This is a genomic window from Micromonospora sp. CB01531 (genome assembly GCF_001905095.1).
Lineage (GTDB): Bacteria > Actinomycetota > Actinomycetes > Mycobacteriales > Micromonosporaceae > Micromonospora.
In genome coordinates, this window is the sequence record NZ_LWLS01000068.1 from 1 (window position 1) to 20,602 (window position 20,602).

Here is a 20,602-nt window from a genome sequence, read left to right on the forward strand (position 1 = left end):
TACAACAACACAACATAACAAAGCACTACTAGTCGACTTCTGGGTCGCCCACGGGTTCTGGTCGTCCAGCCCACCCATCTCGACTCGCGGACCCTCGACGTCACGCCCGACGATCCCCGCTACCCGCGGATCTGGCGCGTCCGGGTCGAGGACCTGACCCGGGTCCTCGACCAGCTCGACCTCGTTCGAGACCGCCCTGCCCGGACTCGCCGGGCGCCTCGACCGCAGCCGCATCGCCGCCGCCGGACACTCCTGGGGCGCCCAGTCGGCAAGCATGCTGCTCGGCGCGCGGGTCCGCAACGCCGACGGATCCCCAGGTGAGGACCTGTCCGACCCCCGGATCGCCGCCGGAGTGCTGCTCGTCGTGCCGGTCACCGGCGGGGCGGACCTGACGCCGTTCGCCGCCGGGCGCTTCTCGTTCATGAGCCCGAGCTTCGCGGAGATGACCACCCCGGACCTCCTTGTTGCGCGACACTGAAGATCACAACCGATGAGGCGTTCACGGTGCCGACGAAGGCTGGCGTCCCGGCAGTAAACGGATCTGCCGAGTTATGGCGAGATTCTCCGGGTCAGTCGGCGGCGACTGCGGTCTTGGTGCTGCCGCCGTGTTCGGTGATCCGCGGCCGGATGTGTGCCTTGACGGCGCTGCGGCTGAAGGCTGGGTCGGTCGCCTTGCCTGACCAGATGTAGGCCTCTCCTCGTCCCAGCGCTGCCATCTTGGCCGGCGTTAGATCGGCGAGAGCAGCGTTGGCCTTCTGCAGATGCTTTAACCAGGCTGGAGAGGTGAACCGGTGCAAGATGAGTTGGTTGGAGAGCTCGATGAGGGCTATCGGCACTGATGCTGGTTCCTGGCTCGCCACCAGGATGCTCATCCCCTTGTGTCGCATCTCTCGCACGCTCTCGATCAGCCCGGCGGCGAGATCCGGGCCGTCGATGAACTTGTGTGCCTCGTCGAAGACGACGAGTTTGTTGAACCGACGCCCGGCGCTGGTGGCTTCCGAGAACAGCTCCATGAGTACGACGAACAGGCCGAGAGCCTCGTCCTTCTCAATCAGTTCGTCTCGAAGATCCACAATGATTACCCGACCGGGGCGGACCAGGTCCTGGATGCGGGCCGTGTCGTCGATGTAGTCGGCGGCGAGGTCCAGACGCTGGTGGGCCAGCTGTTTGATGGGATCCGACAACGACGATTGGTCGACCCCAGCGCGCAGAGCGTCGATGGACAGGTTGTTGCGGTGCGCCTTCATGATCCGGCCGAGTTGGCGGATGTAGGTGGACTGGTTGCCGACAGCTCCCATCAGAAAACGCCAGTGTGCGGCCCGTAGCTCCGTCGAGCTGAATTTGAGTGCCCGCAGCTCGATGCCGGGATATTCGTTCCGGCGTTGCTCCAGTTGGTCTTCGGGGACCAGCATCAGCACATCGTCGAGCCCGGCCGACGCTACGCCGTAGCGGTCCCGCAGACCTTGGACCTGCGTCGCGTCGGAGTTGGGGGCGACCAGGCTGGTGAACTCAGGTACGTAGCTCAGGATCGGACTGTAGTGGAAGATGATGGTGGCCAGCGGCTGCGGCAGCCGGTTGACCGGTGGCGTGGCGAGGGAAGCAGCTTCGACGATGGTGCCCAGCGTGTAGCTCTTCCCAGCGCCCTGCACGCCGAACAGGCTGATGGTGTGGGTCTCGTTCAGGTCGAGAGCTATATGCCGCCCGCCGTACTCGCCGATGATGCCGTACTGGGGGGACGGACCGGCTGCGCCGATGTAGATGTCAGGCTGAACCGATGGAGCCGGTGGGTCGGGCACCGGCTGTTCTAACCGGTCTGTCGACTCCAGTAGTTCCGCTGGTCCGGTGGATTCCACCGGCTCCGGCCCAATTGGCGTTGCATCGGTGATCGCATCGTCTCGGTCGTTTGGGGTCTCGGGGTCGCGGTCGCTCGGTGGCCGACCCTGCGGCACGACATGGTCGCGGGCAGGTGCCCGGAACGCGGCCTGTGGCAGACGTGCGACGGTGGACTGACGTGTTCCGAAGGTCCCCTCGGAGTGGGTGTCGGTCGGCGAAGCCGCCGCCAGGACCGGATCGGTGGCGATGCCGCCGAGTAGTTCGCTGATGACGTCGCGGCCGACGCGGTGAAACTCGACCTCGCCCTCGTCGTCTTGGTCAGTTCCGCTGCCCCGCAGGTCGAAGATGAGTCCGGTCTGGGTGAAGCTCAGCTGATATCCCCAGTCGAGGTGATCCAACATCCAGTGAGCTTCTTCCGCGATCTCACTGGCACCATCGATGATGCCGTGGCGGACCGCCCGGCCGAGATAGAAGCGCAACAACGCGGCGAGCTCCGCGTTGCGGCTCGCCCGGTCAGGACGATCGGGCTGGTAGTACGCGGGGCCGAAGCCCTCGGCGAGCACGTCTCTGCTGCGGCTGAGCTGCTCGGTGATCTCGTTTCGGACCTTCTGCAGGTCCGCGATGCTGGTCAGCGTGCTGTGACACTTCACTTCGACGAGCCGGCAGGTGATGGCGCGTCGCTGCGCGTCGAGACTGAAGAGGGCAAGGTCGGTGCGTCGAAGTCCGACGCTTTCGGCGACCTCGTCGGCTCTGCGGCGAGCGTCGCGGTATAGCTCCAGGTGGGAGTCGAGGGGGACGAGGATCTGGTCGCCCAGGACTGCCTGGTGCTCCAGGTAGAGCCGGGCGAGCGCCAAGCCCAGGACTTCGGTCCGCTGGTTCGGTGCGGTGGACGCGATCTTGAAGGCCAGCCTGCCGGACAGTAGCCGAAGCTGGTCGAAGAAGGTCCCAGCGTGTCTGCGGTCGACCTGGAATCCGTGCTGATCCAGCATTGGACGCAGCAAGGAGCGCAGCTCGTCGACAGACCTGGAGCTGACCACCAGTTGGTGGCCGAGGCTGTCTGGTCGGGTGCTGGCGAAGTCGATGATGTAGTCGGGGCGGCGGGAACTTCCTGGGCTGTCGAAGTACTCGACGCCCAAGGTGCGGTCCACGGTGATGACCCAGTCGCTGCAGCGGTGTGCCTGATGTAGCAGGCTGGCGTCGGCGGCGGTAAGGTTCAGCGTTATCCGTGGCACCAGCCCGGTTCCTGCTTCGCCGGTGGCCACCGTCGCTGTGGCGACCGAGATCGCCTGGGGAAGTGCGGTGAGCGCGTCGGAGTATTCCTCGGACCCTGGAATGTCCCGGCCAGGGCCGTGCCGGGGCTGCTTGTGCCAGGCCACGATACCGTCGGTGGTGTCGACGTAGTCGACGGTCAACTCCTGGACCAGCCCGTGCACCGGTGCTGTCGAGTCGGGGCGGGCCGGACCGACACCGAGATCTTCGCCGCTGAAGGCATCGAAAAGCAGCGTGAGGTGTGCCGTGTGCCGGCTTGTCGCCGAGCGGAAGTCGTCGAGCGGCAGCACCGCGACGGCGAGTTTGGGCGCCAACCCGGCGCTTGTCGGTGTGCAGAACGTCTCCGCCTCGGCGGTGGTGCTCCACTCGCCGCTGAGCAGTTGAGCGAGCGCCACACCGGTGCCGGTCTGCTGCGGGTCTGCCGCGAACAGTCGCAGGTCGTACGAGAGATGCCGAAGGTTCTTGCGGCGTTCCAGCTCGATGAGGGTGTCCGCCAGCTGCTCCGCGCGCCCCGGGTTGACCACGCACAGGACCAGGGTGGCGACGTAGGGGTGCATCCGGACGTAGCGCTCGATCCGGTCAGCGAGTTGTCCGGCGGTGACCGGCAGGGCCGCGCTCGGACTGTCCGGCACGCCGAGCGCCGATGCCACGTCGGCCAACAGGGTCTGCGGGTCGCCCGTTTCCGCCGGTAGGTAGACCCCCCAGTGGGTGGCGAAATCGACGGCAGCGGCGCTGAGCCGGCGGTCGGTGCCGACGGCGGTCAGCGGGAAACCGGTCGGTGCCAGGGCGAACAACCGCTCGGCCGCCGCCCGTACCCGGTCCTTGTCACCCGCCGCTACCGCGTGAACGAGCGGGGCGACGGACGAGGCTTCCGCGAGCCAGTGTCGCCCAAGCCGGGCCCAGGTGACCATCCACAGCAGACGCAGTGGGTGGGTGGGGGCGACCAGGGTGAGCTGGTGCAGGTTGCCCCGGATGTCCTGGTGCTCCACCACGACGGTGTCGATCTGCAACAACGTCGTCAGTTGCCGCGTCAGCTCGGTGTCAGCGATCCGCCCGGTGCTGTGCAGCGATCCGTTGAGCAGCTCGGTGTATGCCTCCGCGTAGGCGAGTACGGCGGTGTCGATCCGGCTCAGATCACGGCCGGCGACGACCATGCCATCGTCGCCACTGATCGCGGTCAGGACGGCGGCCCGGGTGGCGAGGAACGTGTCGAGCCGTTCCGAGGCAGCCAACGGTGGGTGCTGATGCTCGACCTCGACAAGGCGGGGCGATTGCCCGGCCGCTGTGCTCAACTGACGGCCGGCGAGCCGGGTGGGCTCGGCCAGGATCTGCCGTTCCAACTCGGCGAGGATCGGAGCGAGCGGCACCTGCGCGATGCCATGCCCGCCGAAATCGGCCTCGACGATGGTGCGGGCCGGATCCTTCCATGACGTCTGCTGGCAGCTGACCTCCTGCCAGTCCCGCCCGTCCGCCGACGCCTCGAACGCCAGCCGGAGCAGCTCCTGGGTCACTCCGGCGGTCCGGCGGTTGTTGGGTTGGCTGGGCGGCTCGTCGAGGTCGTTCTCCGCGACCACGTAGAACCGGTGACTCTCGTTGTCAGGGTGGCTGGCCGGAAGCTCGGATTCCGGCTGGTCGCGGCGGCTCGCGTGCTGGGACGTCTCGACCGGCAGCGGCACGCCCGCGCTGTCCATCGGCGTGACCCGGATGTAGTGCCAGCCGTGGTCGAGCCGGGCGGGGCGCAGCCGCTTCAGCATCGCCTTGTACGTCTGCCGTCGGTTGGTGCCGACCTTGACGGTGGTGTGTATTCCAGTCGGGCCGGACTCCTCGGACATCAGTTGGACGGAGAAACTGGTCAGGCCACGGACCTGTCGGGCGTCCGGGGTCACCCCGAAGACCACCGGCAGCTGGTTGTGGCCGGATGTGCCGCCTGGCAGGTAAGCCTGGCCGGTGATGCTGCCCAGGACCGGGTGGTCGCGGTGCTCAGGTCGCCCGCCGGCGCGCGGCAGGGGCAGCTCGTCGATGGTGATGCGTACGGCCGATGCGATCCGGTCCTCCGGCAGCGGCCAGCGGTGAAACGACAGCCCCCAGTTGGCGCGGTCGACGACAATCCGGCGGGTCCAGTCCAGGGAGGTGTCCCGGCCGGCGTCGGTCAGAAACTCGGCCACCTTGGTGCGGAACGCGGCATCGGTGAGCCGCAGGTCCACGACGCGTTGCCGGACCGACCGGTCGGCACGGTTGAGCGCCTGGATGGTCCGGGCGTTGCGGGTGGCCCGGGTGCGCACCTGGGCGGGGTCGGCGAACAGCTCGAAGTCGGGGATGAGCCCGAGCTCGAACAGCGCGCCGCCAGCGGCCTGCGGGTCCCGATCGTTGTGTTCGACGGTGAGCAGGAACCGGGCCCGCTGCAGCGAGCCGGCGACGACCCCGTACGGCTCGGCTGCCTGGTCGTCGAGCACGCCGAACAATTCGCCGATCGCTGTGCGCAGCTCGTCGGGCAGGGCGGCTTGTAGTCGGGTGACGAGTTCCTGGTAGACGTCACCGGGTTCACTTTGCTCGAAGGTGGCGACCCCGAAGGAGTCTTCGGCGCTGGCGTGCGTGCCGGGTGGGATGAACACGAGCAGCGGTGGGCGCTGGCGGCCGTCGGCGTCGGGGTTGCGCAGCTCGACGAGCTTGGTGCCGCTGATCGCCACATCGTCGGACACCTGAGGCGGTTGTCCGAGGACGTGGATCTGGGCGGCGGCGCCGGTCGCGGCGCGTAGCCGGCGGCACAGCTGGGCGGCCAGCGGCGCGCCGAGGTCGGTCACCCGGACACAGTGCCCCGGTGCGCGGGCGGCGAGCAGCGCGGCGAACCGGGGCACCAGGACCCGTTCGAGGGCTTCGTCGAGGTCGGTGTCGGTGACTTCGCGCAGTCCGGTGCTCATCGTGGCGCTCCGTCGGGCCCGAGGCGATAACGCGGGGTGATGGTCTGGGTGAGGTAGGCATCGGAGAGGTCGGTGTAGAAACCGATCTCCCGCAACCGGGCGACGAACGCGGCCCGGTTCTCCCGAAGCGCCCGGTGGTCGGTGATGCTGGGCTGGCCAAAGCCGTCCCCTGGCGGAAGCTCGTCGATGTAGAGCCCATACCGGTCGCGTAGCACCGCGAGGAATTCGTCGACTCGGATCGCGGCGGTCCGCAGCGCCCCGGCGCCGTCGGGGCGCAGCAGGGCCAACTGGAGGAGCACTTCGAGTAGTCGGCTATCGAGCACGAAGCGGCGCTGTCCGCGACGCGGCTGGGTGAGCATCGCGCCAGGACGGTGTTTGAGCAGCAGGCTGTCGAGGCAGTCGGTCAGGTAGCCACGGTGGAACTTGATTCGGTACGCGGTGATGATCTCGATGTAGGTGGCGAACGGGTCGAGCTTCAGCTGCAGCAGGTCGGCGATCTGCGGGTCGAGGCCGTTGCCCTCGCCGGATGCCGCCTCCACGACCCGGGCCAGCCGGGCTTCGGCGAACCGGCCCCGGTCGGCCTTGTGCGCCGGGCCCAGCAACGACAACAGCTGCTCGACGAGGAACATGTCACCAGCCGGCTTGCGAAGCTTGCCGATCTTCACCAGGTGCCAGCCGAAGTCGTCGAGCTTCTTCACGGTGAAGGTCGCCTGCACGAACGCCGGGATTCGGTCGTACCAGACCTGGGCGCTCGTTTCGGCCAGCCGGGCGGCGGGTGTGCCGGGCACGCCCGCGACGTCGAGGAAGAATCCGCCACCGAATCCGACGCGGTCGCCGGCTGTCCAGATCGGCAGCGTCTTCATGATCCGGAAGTGGTACCGCGCCAGGTGGAAGGCGAACAGGATCTTCAGGTGGTCGACCAGCACCGACCGGGGGACGACCCCTCGGTGATAGAGCAGGCGGGTGACGTCCTGGGTGAGGAGCTCGGCGGCGGCGGTGTCCAGCGGTGGGTAGATCTTGCGAACCCGGCTCCGATCCTCCCGGTCGGTGACGGCCCTCTTGGCGGCCTCGCAGAGGTTGATCAGGGTCTGGGTCTCGACGTCGATCTCGGTGGCGTCGCCGACGCCACCGACGCGGTGGTCGACGCCGGCGAAGAAGAAGTTTTTCAGCAGTCTCAGTACGGTTTCACGAGACTTGGAGCCGTGGTGGAGCATCCAGTAAAGCTGTTCGTCGGCACCGTAGGGCCGGGATCGGCGCCCCACCCGGAAGCGGTAGGTGAAGCCATGCAGTGGCCGCAGCCCGGCGACGGCCTGGCCGGGTTTGCCCCGGTTGACCAGGTCGAGTAAGTGGGTTTCCAGCCAGCGGGCGGTGACGTCCGGGTCGAAGCCAACGAACCAGTCAGGAGACTCCGCGATCTGTTCGACGAAGGCGTCGACGCTCAGATCCGCCCCCGAGCCGACTATGACGCTCGGCGAGCCCTTCCACCGCAGCCGGGGCAGCAGGGCGGTGAGCACCCGGTCCATGTCGAGCTGTTTGTAGTCGAGGTAGCTGACCGCCGGGTGGCGGAACTCCTTGTCGTCCTTGTGTAACCCCACTACGACTCCTCCCGCGGGGCCACCGGCTCCATCCGGACCTGCCCAGCTGGCTCCCGCAGCACCCGCCACAGCTCCCGCCCGGTTACGGTGAGGAGCAGTTCCTGGTACGGGGCGGCGGACAGCTCGTGCTTGAAGATGGTCAGGCCGAGATGCAGCCCTTGGCGTTCGGCGATGCCGGGCAGGTAGCCGTCCCGCAGCCGGGTGAGCAGCTCGAACAGGTCGAGCCGGATCCGCAGTGCGGCGTACTGGTCGGCTGCGCCCCGGTAGCCCAGCACCAGCTCCTGGGCACCACCCTCCAGGTAGGGCGACTGCGGCGCACCGTCCGCACGCAACGACAGCTGCCCGGCGGGGAACAGCCGGTAGCTGCGGATCCTGCCGTCGGGCACCGCTCGGACCTGCAACGCCAACGCGTCGGCGATCCGGGCCGCGTCGCCGAGTCCTTCGCCGCGGTTCAGTGCGCCGATGAGCTCCGGCAGCCGCGACGGCAGCTCGTCCGGGCGGGCCAGCAGGTTCAGGAAGTCCGATGCCGAGCGGTACGGCAGCATCCGTCGCGACCGTTCGTCGTCGACGCACTCGAAGTAGAACCGGCGACGAGCGGCGGCGAGGTAGCGGCGGTGCGCCTGGCCGGTGGCCGAGCTCAGCGCCGTGCCGCGTGGCAGCTCGTCTACCAGGCGTTGCAGCATCTGCAGGTCGTATTCGCCGCGCCGGTCGACCGTCATCAGGGCACGGCCGGCGTCCGGTCCGACGTAGTCGAGCCGGCGGTCCAGGCCCGGGTCGGCGACCGCAGCGACATCCACCTGGGTCAGCAGGTTCAGTAGCCGGTCGGCACCGCCGGCCGGCCCGGCCCAGCTGTTGAAGTAGAAGCCGTCGAGCACTTCGGTGAGCTGGTCGCTGGCGTACAGCTCGTGGATGTCCGCGCAGTCGCGACCGGAGGTGAGCATGAAGGCCAGCGCCGACTGCACGTCGCGGACGGTGATGTGCGCGATGCCCCGCAGCTCGGTCAGGCGGTAGAGCATCCGCAGCCGTGCGGTGATCTTCGGCCCGATAGCCGGGTGCGCGAAGGTACGGGCGTTGTGCCGGGCGTAGCACTTGTCGACGAGCACGCACCCGTCGCAGCCCTCCCACCGTCGGGGGTGGGTCATCCGGCCCAGCATCCGGTCGAAGACCGCACCATTGAGCTCGTCGGAGTCGTCCAGCAGGCTGCGGCGGTTGAGGTTGATGACCACGACGCCGGACCCACTGCCGCCGGGACCAGCGGCACCCGGATCAGCAGCACCCGGACCAGTGACGGCGGCCGGCGCGCCCGACCGGTCGTGCAGACCGGCCAGCACCTGGTCGGCCAGGGCCGGGAACTCCGACCGGTGGGTGTCGAGGAAGTCGACCAACCGACCTTCGTTGATCGCGATCAGCCGGGTCTCTCCGGCGACCCCGGCCAGGTCGGCACCGGCGAACGGCGCGAAGAAGTCCAGCAGGACATCGTCGTTGTGCTTGTCCGACTCGTCCTGGCTGCCGTCATGGTTGGTCCGCAGGACCAGGCCGGTCGGGGTCTCGAAGTCCGCTCCGTTGCTGCGCCGCACGGGTGTGCGCGGCCCGTCCTTGGTGGCGACCGTCAACAGCCGTTCCAGGAACGCGGTCTTGCCGTCGCCAGCGTTGCCGGTGATGACCACCAGCCGGTAGGTGCCGGCCAACACGTCGGAGGTGAGCCTGTCGTCCAGCGCCGTGGTCACGTACAGGTCGAACGCCGGGTTGCCGCCGGCGCGGGTGCCGGCGTTGCTCCGGACGCTCTGGCTGTAGAGCGTTTGCAGGTGCCCGACGAACGGGTTGCTGTCGGCCGACGACGGCGTGGGCGGCGGGAGCAACGGGTCGGCGGGCTCCGATCGCACCGGCTCGAACACCTGGTCGCCGAGGTCGCGCAACGCGTCGCGTAGCTGCTGGGCGCTGGTGTACCGCTCGCTGCGCAGCGGGGCGATGGCGGTCGACAGGGTGTGGACAAGCCGCTCGGAGAGGTTGCCGAGCCCAGACACCTGGCGCGGGTCGTCGGGCCGTCGACCCATGGTGGCGGCGCGATCCGAGAAAGGCCACTGGCCGGTCAGCACCTCGTAGAGGGTCAGCCCGAGCGCGTAGACGTCCCGGTCGATGAGGTCGGCTCGGGTGACCGGCCCGCCGGTGGCGAAGTCCGGCGGGGCGTAGCGGGCGGTGCCACCGGTGCGCGACAGACTGGAGTCGTCGGAGACCGCCACGTTGAAGTCGATGATCTTGCAGCCGTTGTCGGTCCGCAGCAGGTTCGCGGGCTTGATGTCGCAGTGGTAGATGCCGTTTTCGTGCAGGTAGACAAGCCCATCGGCGACATCGACGCCGAGCCGCACGGTGTCCGCAGGCCCCAGCGCCCGCTGACTGACCAGGTCGGCGACCTGCTGACCGTCGACGTATTCGAAGACCAGGTACGGGATGTCGCCGCCGTCGAGGAAGTCGGCGCTCTCCACCTTGACCACGCTGGGATGCGCCGGTAGCCGCAACAGCAGTTGATACTCGACCCGCAGCCGCTCGACCACCGAATCCCGGTCACGGTGCACGATCTTCACCGCCCGGTCGAGGCCGGCAAGGCGGTCGTACGCCTGGTAGGCGGTGCCGTAGGAGCCCGGCTTGCCGAGCCGGCGGCGGATGGTGAACTTGTGAGTCAGCTGATAGCCCGGCGGCAGGTCCCGGAAGTCGGGCTGCGGCGGCGTCGGCGCGGAGGTCGCCTCGGCCCGCCTGGTGTTGCCCGGTCGGATCAGCCACGCCAGGTCCCGCAGGGCCTCGGTGGCGGTCGGCCGCGCCGATGGCGCCAACGCGCACATCCGGCGCAGCAGCTCGGCCAGCGCTGGGCTGAGCCCGGCAGCGGTCATCACCTGCGGCGGCAGCACACTGCCCCGGCGGGTCTGGTCATCGGTGGTGGCGAACGGCAGCTCGCCGGTGAGTAACCGGTACGCGATCACTCCGGCGGCGTACACGTCGGACGCCGGGCTCATCGCCTGGGCCCGCCGCTGGCATTCGGGGGCAACGTAGGCCGGGTCGAGTACGTCGGCCAACCGGTCGATCACCGAGTGGTCCCGTGGCCCCTGCGGCCGAGCGTAGTCGAACCCGGTGAGCACGCCCCGGTTTTCCCGGGTGACCAGCACCGACGCCGGGGTCAACGCCCGGTGCAGCACCCGGTGGGTGTGCGCGTGGGCGAGCCCACGCAACATGTCCGCGACGACCCGCAGCCGCACGTCGGCGCTGAGCGCCTGCCGTGGGTCGGTCAGGTGTACGGTCAGTGGCTGGCCGTTGACGTCGTCGAGGACAAGGACGAACTGTCCTTCGTCGTCGGCGGGGAAGAAGTCGCGCCGGCCCACGATGTGCGGGCTCGGCGGCATCTTCGTCAGAACCTCGTACGCGTTGCCGATCGCGTGGCGCTGCGCCGCCCGCTGATCGGCGGGCAGGAACGGGTCGGCCCGGTAGACCCGCAGCAGCACGGTTTCCGACGCGGCGAAGGTGGCGTTGCGGGCCCGATATTCGGTGACCTCTTCGTCGCCGCCGAGCCGCTCGCAAACCTGCCAGTTGCCGAAGTGTCGCGGCCCGGTTCGGCGCCGGACCCCGTTACCCAGGGCGTTGAGGACGGTCGCCTGATCGGATCGGATGTCGCGGATCATGCCGGCCCGGATCCGGGACGGGTCGTCGAGGGCCGGGATCAGGCCGGGTAGGTCGACGACGTCGATGGCGTCGGCGTCGGGGCGGTCGCTCGGGTCGACCAGCCGGGCGTCGCGACCGACCAGGACCACCAGGTGGCCCACGTAGACCTGGGACAGCTCGGGTCGGGCCCGCTCCAACATGCCCTTGAGGGCCCTGGCGTGCCCCCGGAGTTTGCGCACCGGCGAGGCGAACGAGTCTCGACCCTGCGGATACCACCGGACGCCTGCGACGTCGATCCGCCCGGCGGTGCCCTTCACGTCGATCAGGTGCACCGCGCGGGTGGTCACCACCACGAGATCCACTTCGTATGCGGAGCCGCGCACCGGGATTTCGATGTTGTGCAGCACGAACCAGTCGCCGGGAGCGTTGTCCCGCAGGTGCGCGATGACCCGGCGTTCCCCGTCGTTGGCCGGGGTGGACCCACCAACGATCTCAGCCACGATCAGCGAGCCGCCTCTCGCACCGCCTTGTCGAGTAGAGCAAACGCCTCGTCCTCCTTGCGGTCCGCATCGTCGCGGTCACGATACGCCTGCCGCACAACCCCAGCGATCCGCTCCCGGTCCGCCGCCGTGCACGCCGGTACGGGCAGAGCGGCGCGTAGTATGGGATGAATGTCTTGTTGCTTCCCTCCTGCGCCCATGGAACGCAGTAGGCGAAACACTGGTTCAGACCGGAGGTAGGCAAAAAGGTAGGGGTCGGGGAACGAGGCATCCCCCGACTTGATGCGCAGGAAATGGTCGGAATACGCATTCTTTCTCCAGCCTGCAGTAACAAAGATTGCTCTGCAGAACGCCTCCGTCTCGCCGAGGGTGCCCGTCGCGGCGACAAGGCTGGTCTCGTCGTTCACCGTTGTCTCGTTGAGATCCTTCTCGGAAAGCGAAATCCATCTTCCTTCTGGTCGGACCCAGAATCCCTGTCTCTGGTTGATCAGCTTTATCCCGTGATTTTTGTCGCTGTCAACTCTCTTGAACCGGCCTCCGCGAGCTAGAAGCCCACCAGCGCAGATGTCGCCGAGGGTGCGATGCGGGACCTGGGAGATTAGGTCATGTAGGCGGCGGGCGCGGGGGGAGTAGTTGAGGGCCCGCAGGGACAGAGCGGTGGGCCGCTCGATGGAGAATCCGAGGTCACGCTCCCGGTCGTGCCAGCGCAGGTCGAGCAACTCGGGGATGCCGGCGCTGACGAAGAGATCGCGGGTCGCCTCCCGTACCCCGTCTTCGTAGTGCTGCCGCAGCTGCATCGCCTCGGTGATCAGGGCGTCGATCCGCTGCTCGACGCCGCCACCGAAGCGGGGCACCGGCAGGTCGGCGATGTGGCTCGGCTCGATGTGCTTGACGCTGGTGCCGTAGATGCCGCCCTTGATCACCGGAATGCCGAATTGGCTGGCCAGGAAGGTGTAGAGGTAGCCGGCCGGGATCCGGGTGAGGTCCGGCACCACCCGCATGACATCTTGGCTGCACGCGGCACCGGCCATGCTGAGCCGGGCGTAGGTGACCCGGCCGGCGGTCATCCCGGAGCAGGTGACCAGGGTCCAGCCCGGCTCCAGCGGGAGGTTCGGGATCTTCGCGAACGACCTCTTGGTGATCATCCGTTGGTTGGACAGGTCGGCCTCGAAGATGTCGGCGCTGCCGAGAAACGGCACCCCGTGCGCCGGGTCGGTGGTCCACTCACGGCGGAACCGGCCGGCGTGGAAGACGCGCGCTGTGACGGCGTGCAGCGGCTCGCTGTGCGGCATCCGGTGCAGGTATTTGCGGGCGGCGTAGGCATCGGAGACGTACGGCCCCGGGTCGAGGCGGAACCCCTGCTCGGCCAGCCAGCTCGCCTGGACGGAATTGTCTGGGCTGGCCAGCTTCACAGCTCCTCCTCGGGGAACCAGTCGCGTAGAGTGTCGCGCAGTTTCAGGAACGCCGGATCGACGCAGCCCCTGACGGAGATCCCGGCCGCCAGTCGCTTGAACAGCGCCGGTGAGCGGTCCACCTTGTGCCCGTCGCGGCGCAGGTCGCGGTAGCGATCGCGCAGATGTTCGAGGGCTTCCTTCGGTCGCGCCGGTTTGGCCCGGTCGCGCGGCCAGTGGCCGCTGTCGGCCAGGATCTGCCGGAAGTTGGCTGGGCAGTTGAGTGCCTGGGCGACTCGAGGGTTGTCCTGCCAGACCCACGCCTCCAGCTCGGGCTCGATCACGATCACCGCGAACTCGGCCCAGGTGTCGCGCATCCGTTGGTTGAGATCGTTGTAGATCTTTTCCGGCCCGGGGGTGCCCTGCCAGTCGTTGTCCAGCATGATCACCGCACGGTCGTGGCTGCGCCGGAATCTGCGCAGCAGCTCCGGCCCCTGCCGGTAGACCCCGGGATCCTTGGTGGGGGAGACGACCACATCGTCGCGCGGGTCGAAGGCGAACCGCTGGCAGCCCACGCTTCGGTGGAACTCGGGTCGCCCGAGGAACCCGTGCAGCAGCTGCTGCATCGAGCCGTCGGCGACCAGGAAGATCACGTCACGCATGGGTGGGGGCATCCGGGGGTGGGAGGGTCACGAGAGCACTCCTGAGGCGAAGAGGGTGCCGATGTCGACGCTGCCGTGCCAGTCCTGCATCCGAGGATGCGCGGTGCCGGGGATGACCTCGACCGCGCCGTCGCCGTCGAGCCGGGCGAGCACGATGTTGGCGAGGTCGGTGTTGGCCAGCACGATCGGCGACTGGGTGGAGATCCACACCTGGTCGTCGGTGAGGGCGGCCAGTGACTGCACCACGGTCTCGATGGCCCGTGGGTGGATGCCGTTCTCCGGCTCCTCGGTAACCAGCAGGCGGGGCCGCGCGGAGCTGGGCAGGTAGGGCAGCAGCGACAGCGACAGAATCCGCAGGGTCCCCTCGGACAGCCCGGACGAGGTGACCCGGTAGCCGCCGACGTACTCCACCGACAGGTAGGCGTAGTGGTCATCGGCACGCTCGATCGCCGTGACCCCGGTGATCTGCGGCAGCGCCGTCTGCAGATGATCGATCCAGTAGGCGAACCCTTGTGGATCTTCCTGTTGCAGGTGCAGCACCAGCCAGGGCAGGTTGCGCCCGGAGGGCAGCACCCGCAGCGGGTCACCGGGCGCGGCGGCCTGGCGCAGCTGGGCCCAGTCCGGATCGAAGAAGACGGCACCTTCACGCAGCAGGTTGGCGAACCAGAGCGCCGCCGGGAACAGCTCCGGGTCCGCCGGCACCGCGGCGAGCGCGACCTGACTGGCCGGCACTCGGAAGTCCGGCACCTTCGGGCCTCGGGTGGTCGTCTCGGCGGTGAACGCGGTCGGCTCGCCCGGCCCGCGTTGGATGACCGGCTGGGCGGCTTGGCGGGCGGACCGGCCGCGCTTGGGCAGGTTGGCTCCCTGCATCGCGATGCCCGCCGCCGGGCGCCGCCGGTCGACGGCGGAGAAGAGGTAGAGGTATTCCTCGTCGACCTGCAACTCGTCGTTGAAGATCCGTAGCCGCAGCTCGTACCGCAGATGATCCGGGATCCGGTGCATCATCGCCGCGGTGCTGCGGCCGGCCATGGTGTTGACGATGTCGGCGGGCAACGCGGCCTCGATGGTGAAGGCCACGCTGTCGCCGCGCCCCTGGTGCACCAGCTCGGTGAGGGTGCGCGCCCGGGGCACGCCGCGCCACTCCGGTGGGCGGAGGAAGGCGTCGGCCACCCGCTGCTGGGCGAGCAGGTCACCGAGTAGCACCGGGATGTCCAGCAGGGTGCTCTTGCCGGCACCGTTGGCGCCGGCGAGCACGTGGAACTCGCCCAGGTCGATGCTGAGCTGTGCGAAGCAGCGGTAGTGGTAGGCCTCGATCCGGGTGATCATGTGCGCTCCCCTGGCTCGGGGTGCTCCGCGCGAAATCGCCGGTAGGCTTGGACGATCTCCGGCAGGTCGTTGTCGACGACCTCCTTCTTGCGGGTGACGTCTCGATAGCTGGTGCCGCCGTTGCGATAGACCGGGATCCGCTCCACAGTGTCCTGCAGGATCGGCACGCCGTCCGGCCGGCACTTGTAGATCTTGTTGCCGCGCCGGTCCACCCCGACCTTCTCCGCCACCGCCATGAAGACCGGATAGTCGGGCTGCTCGCCCAGCTCGGCTGCCAGCTTCTCCCGGTCGGTCTTCTTTTTGAGCAGCAGCACCGAGGTGAGGATGTTGACGTGGGCGTCGACGATGAAGGTCTCCACCGGCAGCTCGACGCTGGCCAGGATCCAGCAGTTGTCCAGCACCCAGCGGCGGATCCCTTCGTCCACCGGGCCGGGGTTGGACAGGATGCCATTGGGCAGCACGATGCCGATCCGCCCGCCGGGCCGGACCCATTCGACCGCCCGTTGGATGAACAACTGCTCCGGCGACATCGCCGACACTCGGCCCGGCCCGGCCTCGACCTGGCCGGTCTGCCGGTTGCGGGCCCAGGACTGGGCCACCCCGTCGCGGTACGCGTCGAGGATGTCCGCGTCTTCGATCTTGATGTCCGAGCCGAACGGGGGGTTGGTCATCAGGACGTCGATGCTGCCCAGCGGGATCTTCTCGGCTGCGGCGTGCCGTTCGGTCAGGTGGCCGCCGGGGAAGGCGAGGGAGTCCAAGTGGAAGACGTTGCCCTCTTCGCCGGTGGAGAGCATGACGCTCATCTGCGAGGCACGCACCAGGAACGGGTCGAAGTCGGCCCCGAACAGATGCGTCCGCGAGTACTGGGCCAGCCGCTCCTGGTGCTCGATCAACTGTGCCTCGGTGTCGGGCAGACCCCTGGTGCCCGCCGCTGCACGCCACTGGTCGAGCAGGTAGCGCAAGGGCTCCCGGAGGAAACCACCGGTGCCACAGGCCGGGTCGAGGATGGTTTCGTGCTCCTTGGGGTCGAGCATCCGCACCATCAACTCCACCGCGCCCTTCGGGGTGAAGTACTGCCCCCGGTCGCCGCGCAGGTTGATGCCGACCAACTCCTGATACGCCATGCCCTTGACGTCGATGTCGGTGCCGGCCAGGTCGTAGGAGGCGAGCTCGCCGACGATGAAGGCGAGCGCACGCGGCGAAAGGCTGATCTGGTCGCGGTCGGTGAACAGCGGGTAGTTCTTCTTCACCTCCTCGAAGAGCTCATGAATGCGCCCGGCGATGTCGGCGCGGCCTTCGTTGGTGAAGGGTTCGGCCGGCAGGGCGTAGAACCGGGGAGCGCGGTGCTGTCGGCGGCTGATCCGCTCGTCGTGCACCTTGGCGAAGATCAGGTAGAGGAACTGCCAGAACGCGGCGTCCTTGGGCAACCCTTCGTTGCCGTGCACGTAGTTGTGGCAGCGCCGGAAGGCGGTCTTGAGCATGGCTGCCTCGCCTCGGCGGAGCCGGGCTGCGGAGCCGCTCGCGGCGCCGAAGCTGGCGGCGTCGATCGGCCAGTCGGCCCGCGCCGGGAATTTGACACCGAATCGGGTGTTTTCCCGCTGCAGGAAGAAGAAGTCCAGGCCGTTGGTCCACAGGCCGTACTGCGCGTTGGGGGTGGCCGGCGTGCCGAGCAGATCCTCAAGCTCCTCCAGATCCTGCCTGGCCTGCTCATGTGTCCTGATCTTGGTGACGGCCCGGCTGACCTTCGGCTCCGGTTTGCAGATCACCACCCGTTGCAGGTTCTCCAGGGTCTGCGGCGCGCCAGGGGTGAAGACCGCGATATCGGCCTTACGGATGCGCCGGCGTCGCCCCTCGATGTCGACCGGGATCGGGAAGTCGCGCGCCATGTCGTCGACCGAGATGCCGTACTCCACGGCCAGGGCTCGGGCGATGCGCTGGCGGACCTCTTCGTTGCCGCGCAGCCGGACCGGCTTGTTGGTGATGAAGTCGATGGTCTCGTCTGTTGCCAGGGACTCCGGCCCAGCTCCGGCGACCGCTGCCGTGCTGGATTCGTCGCCCGACGCAACGTCGTGGCCCCTGTCGTCAACCATCCGCTGTGCCAACCCCTCTGAGCCGATCAAGTCTCGATCATTGTCGCCTGTGTGACCGACACTCCCGCGCGACACCCCCGACCTGCCCGGGGTGGCGAGGGCAGATCCGAGGGTGCGCTGGTGTTCAGAGCAGGAGGTGGCCAGCGCAAGAGGTGGTCAGCAGTGGGTGCTGACCTGGGTAACGAGGGCCGACCAGGCGGTCGGGCCGAAGGTGAGGGTACCGCCGGTGCGGTCCTTGATGTCGCGGACCAGCACCCGGCCCGGCAGGTTGTCGGCGGCCTCGAGGCAGTCGCCGACATTGCTGCCGCTACGGGTGCTCTTGTGCCAGTTTGGTGCGTCGCTCATGCTCATGGATCACCCTAAGGATCAAGTCACGGGACAGATCACAGGGTAGCGCTCGCGCGCAGATGGCTTCCCAGACAGTTGCCGCGTAGTGCACGTCCTTCATCCTGGTGCCGATCTCACCCTCAACCAGGGTGTCGAGGTATACCACCGGCGATCCGTCCAGAAGAGTGGCGATTGCAAAAGCGCCCGTGAGCCCCGCGTGCACGCCTGCCGTGAACGGGCTTCCCGACTCCGCTACCGTATGACGGAAACGATCGACGCACAAGGACGCCTACACCCATCGCTTGAGTGGTCCGGCAGGCGGGTGCTCGTCGGGTGCTCGCCCGCCGTGGACAGGTAGGCGTCAGGTGGCACCCGGCGGCTGCAGAAACCGGATCAGTGCGCGCGTGTAGGACCGTCGGTGCCGCATGGGACCGATGAACATGACATTGACGTGGCTCTTAATCCGCGGGTTCGGGGTTCGAGTCCCTGGCGGCGCACCAGCAGCCAGGCCCTGGCCTGGGGTTTCATCCATGGGCCGGGGCCTTTCTCGTGTTCCGGCGACGACTCGGTGCTCGGCGGGTGCTCAAGCGCACCTGGGAGGCCACCCCCGCTGCCCTTCAAGCCGAGCTGGTTGCGGAGCTGTCTCGGCTCATGGAGATCGACGGTCGCAGCCCTCTGTACGAGGGCTTCCCGATGGCAACCAAGATCACTGAGTTGGCGCTCATCGGCATCCGCCACCCTTGACGTCATCTGAGGGTCGTGGGCATATCGTCGTCAGGGGCAGGGCGCGACACGGTGGATGCCTCGTTGCGGTCAGGCGTGGCCGGAAGCGGCCGTTCGAGATTCGTAGGCAAGGTGGGCCGCTGTCTCGAAAGCCACTGTCCAGGGGAAGGCTTTCTGCCGCTCATCGCCGCTGCCGGGCGGGTGCGGTTCCCATTGGTCGTCAGGGCCGAGCAGGACACGTACCCCTTCGCCGCGGAGGCTGGCCACGGCGTGCCGGAACGGCGCCCGCGCGGCGAGGGCGGCGTTGACGAACGGGACGATGACGGTCGGCACCTGCCTGCCGATCAGCTCGGCGACGGAGGTCATGGCGTAGTTGTCGGCGAGGCCGAGGGCGATCTTGTTGATCGAGTTGTAGGTCGCGGGGGCGATGACCAGGGCATCGGTGGGGGGAAGCGACCGGCGGGTGCCGGGCGACGACTGGTACGTCGACCGGACCGGTTGACCGGTGAGGATCTCGAGCGGCTGCGGTTCGATGAAGTCCATCGCGCTCGGCGTCGCCGTGACCGCCGCTGTCCAGGATCGCTCCTGTGCGGCCTTGACGAGTTGGGTTACGTCGAGGGCCGGACCGGCGCCGCAGACGACGATCCGGAGGTGACCCCCGGTCACAACCGGATCCCGGCATTTTGGGCGAAACCGACAGCGACCGCGCGGACAGGGCCGGTGGCGAGCATAGCGAGGTCGCTGGCGATGCGCTGGACCGCGGGCCGGCAGCGGATCTCCTCGGGTGCCACCTCGTACGCGGTGCGCAGCGCGCTGAGGCCGTGCTCGTAACGGCCCCACTGGGTGTAGGCGCGTGCCACGTCAACGAACAGGGACGCCTTGCGCTCAGCCAGCGTCACTTTCTCCAGCGGCACCGTGCGGGCGATCGCGATGGCTGTGCCGGCATCGCCGAGGGTCAGTGCGATGTTGACCCGGTGCAGCAGGACGTTGGTGGCGCCGAAGCCGGTCCACCGGTCGTTGCCGTCGTAGCCTAGGCGGGTTGCAGCGCGGGTTGCCTCTTCGAGCATCGCGTGTGCGGTGTCCCGGTCGTCTCGGCGGGCGGCGGCGATGGCCCCTCGGAGGACGAGGGCGCCGTAGACGGCCACCGCATCGGTTGATGCGAGGCGAGTGTCCCGGTCGAGGGAGTCGGCCGCGTTCCCGGCGAGGGTCACCGCCTGGGCGTCGTGGCCGTTGCCCATGAGCGCGTGGGTCATGATCCGGGCGCTCGCGGCGATCGCCACCGGGTCCTGACTCGCCGCAGCGGCGCGGGTGCTCCGCTCGGCCGCTACCAGGGCCGTCCCGCGATCGCCCACCTTCAGCAGGACGCTGCCGACGACGTGGTACAGGTCGGCGGCCAGAACCTCGACCCGTTGCCGCCGCTCGCCATCTGCGCCGGACTTCACCGGTTCGAGGGACGGCAGCAGCGTCACGAGCCGGTCGAGTACGCGCTCGTACCGGCAGGCCTGATAGTCGACCTTGGCGGCAGCGACGGCTCGAGTGAACTGCGGAAAGTAGAGAGCCGCACCGTCCAAGTTCGGTGGCGAGAAGAGCGCGTCGAGCAGCGGAGCGACGTTGGGTGCGGCGGCTACGCCGATCGCCGCTCCGCGTAGGAGGTCTCTGCGTCTCACGTCACCATCCGAGCCCGAGTCGCCGTCTCCGTCATCGCCAGTATCCGCATGCGCGCCGGCATCCGGCCGCGTGGCACCCGCCTTTGTACCGCTGGTGCCAGCCGTCCGCAGCGCCTCGAAGCGTTCCCGTACGTCAGGCGTGGCTCGAGCCAGCACGGTGTCCAGCGCGGCCTGCATGTCCGCGCGGGGGAGCACCCTGTCGCCCTGGCTGCTCCACTTGGCCACGGTCCGCCGCGCCGCGCCGAGGTGCTCGGCGAAGGCGGTCACGCTCATCCGCAACGCATTCCGGAGCGCGTTCGCGTCCTGGCCGGTCCAGGTTGTCACCGTAGCCATCGCACGTCCTTCCGGAACGGACAGTCACCGGTGGAGGTGATGGTAGCCGCACATGGGGTGACGGCAGGTGCACCGCGGGTGCACCGGCGAGACATTCCGTCCGTGCACCGCCCAAGCCAGCCTGGATGTGCCGACGCGCCGATCCCCAGCGGAGCGCCGGTGGGCCAGCGGCAACCTCACGCCAGGGAGATCCAGATGGACGTGCCGATGGGCGACAGGTCGGAGTGCGACCCGACGCACCGGCAAGTGCTCGCGCCGGGCACTCCGTCGGTCGCACGGGTGACTCCCCGTTCGCGTACCGCCAGCAGGGCTGCGTGGGC

Annotated in this window: 12 protein-coding genes and 1 pseudogene; 2 read left to right on the forward strand and 11 right to left on the reverse strand. The window is 68.5% G+C overall.

Annotated elements, in window-relative coordinates; genetic code table 11:
- A pseudogene (locus A6A27_RS17245) lies at positions 1 to 469 on the forward strand (alpha/beta hydrolase family protein); the annotation flags it as partial.
- 100 nt (positions 470 to 569) lie between these two features.
- Here A6A27_RS17245 and mads8 read toward each other — a convergent pair.
- The 9 genes from mads8 to A6A27_RS47505 form a co-directional block, all read right to left on the reverse strand.
- Positions 570 to 6,020 carry a methylation-associated defense system ATP-binding protein MAD8 gene (gene mads8 / locus A6A27_RS17250; protein WP_073835642.1) on the reverse strand — a complete coding sequence of 1,817 codons (5,451 nt, stop codon included), beginning with the start codon at positions 6,018 to 6,020 and terminating at the stop codon, positions 570 to 572.
- Complete coding sequence (mads7, locus tag A6A27_RS17255; RefSeq protein WP_073835643.1) at positions 6,017 to 7,615, reverse strand: methylation-associated defense system protein MAD7; 1,599 nt, start codon at positions 7,613 to 7,615, stop codon at positions 6,017 to 6,019. The genes mads8 and mads7 overlap by 4 nt, the downstream gene beginning before the upstream one ends.
- The gene (mads6, locus tag A6A27_RS17260; protein ID WP_073835644.1) at positions 7,615 to 11,763 is read right to left on the reverse strand and encodes a methylation-associated defense system protein kinase MAD6; all 4,149 of its coding nucleotides are present in this window, start codon (positions 11,761 to 11,763) and stop codon (positions 7,615 to 7,617) included. Before mads6 ends, mads7 begins: the two co-directional genes overlap by 1 nt.
- A 2-nt stretch (positions 11,764 to 11,765) precedes the next feature.
- The gene (gene mads5 / locus A6A27_RS17265) at positions 11,766 to 13,175 is read right to left on the reverse strand and encodes a methylation-associated defense system restriction endonuclease subunit S MAD5 (protein WP_073835645.1); all 1,410 of its coding nucleotides are present in this window, start codon (positions 13,173 to 13,175) and stop codon (positions 11,766 to 11,768) included.
- A complete protein-coding gene (mads4, locus tag A6A27_RS17270; protein ID WP_073835646.1) occupies positions 13,172 to 13,816 on the reverse strand; it encodes a methylation-associated defense system protein MAD4 in 645 nt (214 codons plus the stop codon). Before mads4 ends, mads5 begins: the two co-directional genes overlap by 4 nt.
- Positions 13,817 to 13,843: 27 nt before the next feature.
- Entirely contained in the window at positions 13,844 to 15,142 is a 1,299-nt protein-coding gene (gene mads3, locus A6A27_RS17275) for a methylation-associated defense system AAA family ATPase MAD3 (RefSeq protein WP_073835647.1), read from the reverse strand.
- Positions 15,139 to 17,232, reverse strand: a complete 2,094-nt coding sequence (gene mads2 / locus A6A27_RS17280) for a methylation-associated defense system DNA methyltransferase MAD2 (protein ID WP_083672655.1) — start codon at positions 17,230 to 17,232, stop codon at positions 15,139 to 15,141. Before mads2 ends, mads3 begins: the two co-directional genes overlap by 4 nt.
- Positions 17,233 to 17,388: 156 nt before the next feature.
- Positions 17,389 to 17,583, reverse strand: a complete 195-nt coding sequence (locus A6A27_RS17285) for a DUF397 domain-containing protein (protein ID WP_443189978.1) — start codon at positions 17,581 to 17,583, stop codon at positions 17,389 to 17,391.
- On the reverse strand, positions 17,540 to 17,842 hold the full coding sequence (locus tag A6A27_RS47505; RefSeq protein WP_443189979.1) for a Scr1 family TA system antitoxin-like transcriptional regulator: 303 nt from the start codon (positions 17,840 to 17,842) through the stop codon (positions 17,540 to 17,542). The genes A6A27_RS17285 and A6A27_RS47505 overlap by 44 nt, the downstream gene beginning before the upstream one ends.
- Before the next feature lie 296 nt (positions 17,843 to 18,138).
- On the opposite strand from A6A27_RS47505, the gene A6A27_RS44255 reads away from it, so the two are divergent.
- The gene (locus tag A6A27_RS44255; protein ID WP_158073993.1) at positions 18,139 to 18,303 is read left to right on the forward strand and encodes a hypothetical protein; all 165 of its coding nucleotides are present in this window, start codon (positions 18,139 to 18,141) and stop codon (positions 18,301 to 18,303) included.
- A 69-nt stretch (positions 18,304 to 18,372) separates the two neighbouring features.
- Here the strand turns inward: A6A27_RS44255 and A6A27_RS17290 are convergent, their stop codons facing one another.
- Complete coding sequence (locus tag A6A27_RS17290; RefSeq protein ID WP_073835649.1) at positions 18,373 to 18,948, reverse strand: flavoprotein; 576 nt, start codon at positions 18,946 to 18,948, stop codon at positions 18,373 to 18,375.
- Positions 18,945 to 20,282 (reverse strand): hypothetical protein, encoded by a 1,338-nt coding sequence (locus A6A27_RS17295; protein ID WP_073835650.1) that lies wholly within the window; start codon positions 20,280 to 20,282, stop codon positions 18,945 to 18,947. The genes A6A27_RS17290 and A6A27_RS17295 overlap by 4 nt, the downstream gene beginning before the upstream one ends.
- Positions 20,283 to 20,602 lie beyond the last annotated feature (320 nt).

Excerpts from the sequence above, each read along its gene's own strand:
- mads8 (WP_073835642.1), bottom strand. The coding sequence starts at position 6,020 with ATGAGCACCGGACTGCGCGAAGTCACCGACACCGACCTCGACGAAGCC.
- mads4 (WP_073835646.1), bottom strand. The coding sequence starts at position 13,816 with ATGCGTGACGTGATCTTCCTGGTCGCCGACGGCTCGATGCAGCAGCTG.
- mads3 (WP_073835647.1), bottom strand. The coding sequence starts at position 15,142 with ATGATCACCCGGATCGAGGCCTACCACTACCGCTGCTTCGCACAGCTC.
- mads2 (WP_083672655.1), bottom strand. The coding sequence starts at position 17,232 with ATGGTTGACGACAGGGGCCACGACGTTGCGTCGGGCGACGAATCCAGC.
- A6A27_RS17285 (WP_443189978.1), bottom strand. The coding sequence starts at position 17,583 with ATGAGCATGAGCGACGCACCAAACTGGCACAAGAGCACCCGTAGCGGC.
- A6A27_RS17295 (WP_073835650.1), bottom strand. The coding sequence starts at position 20,282 with ATGGCTACGGTGACAACCTGGACCGGCCAGGACGCGAACGCGCTCCGG.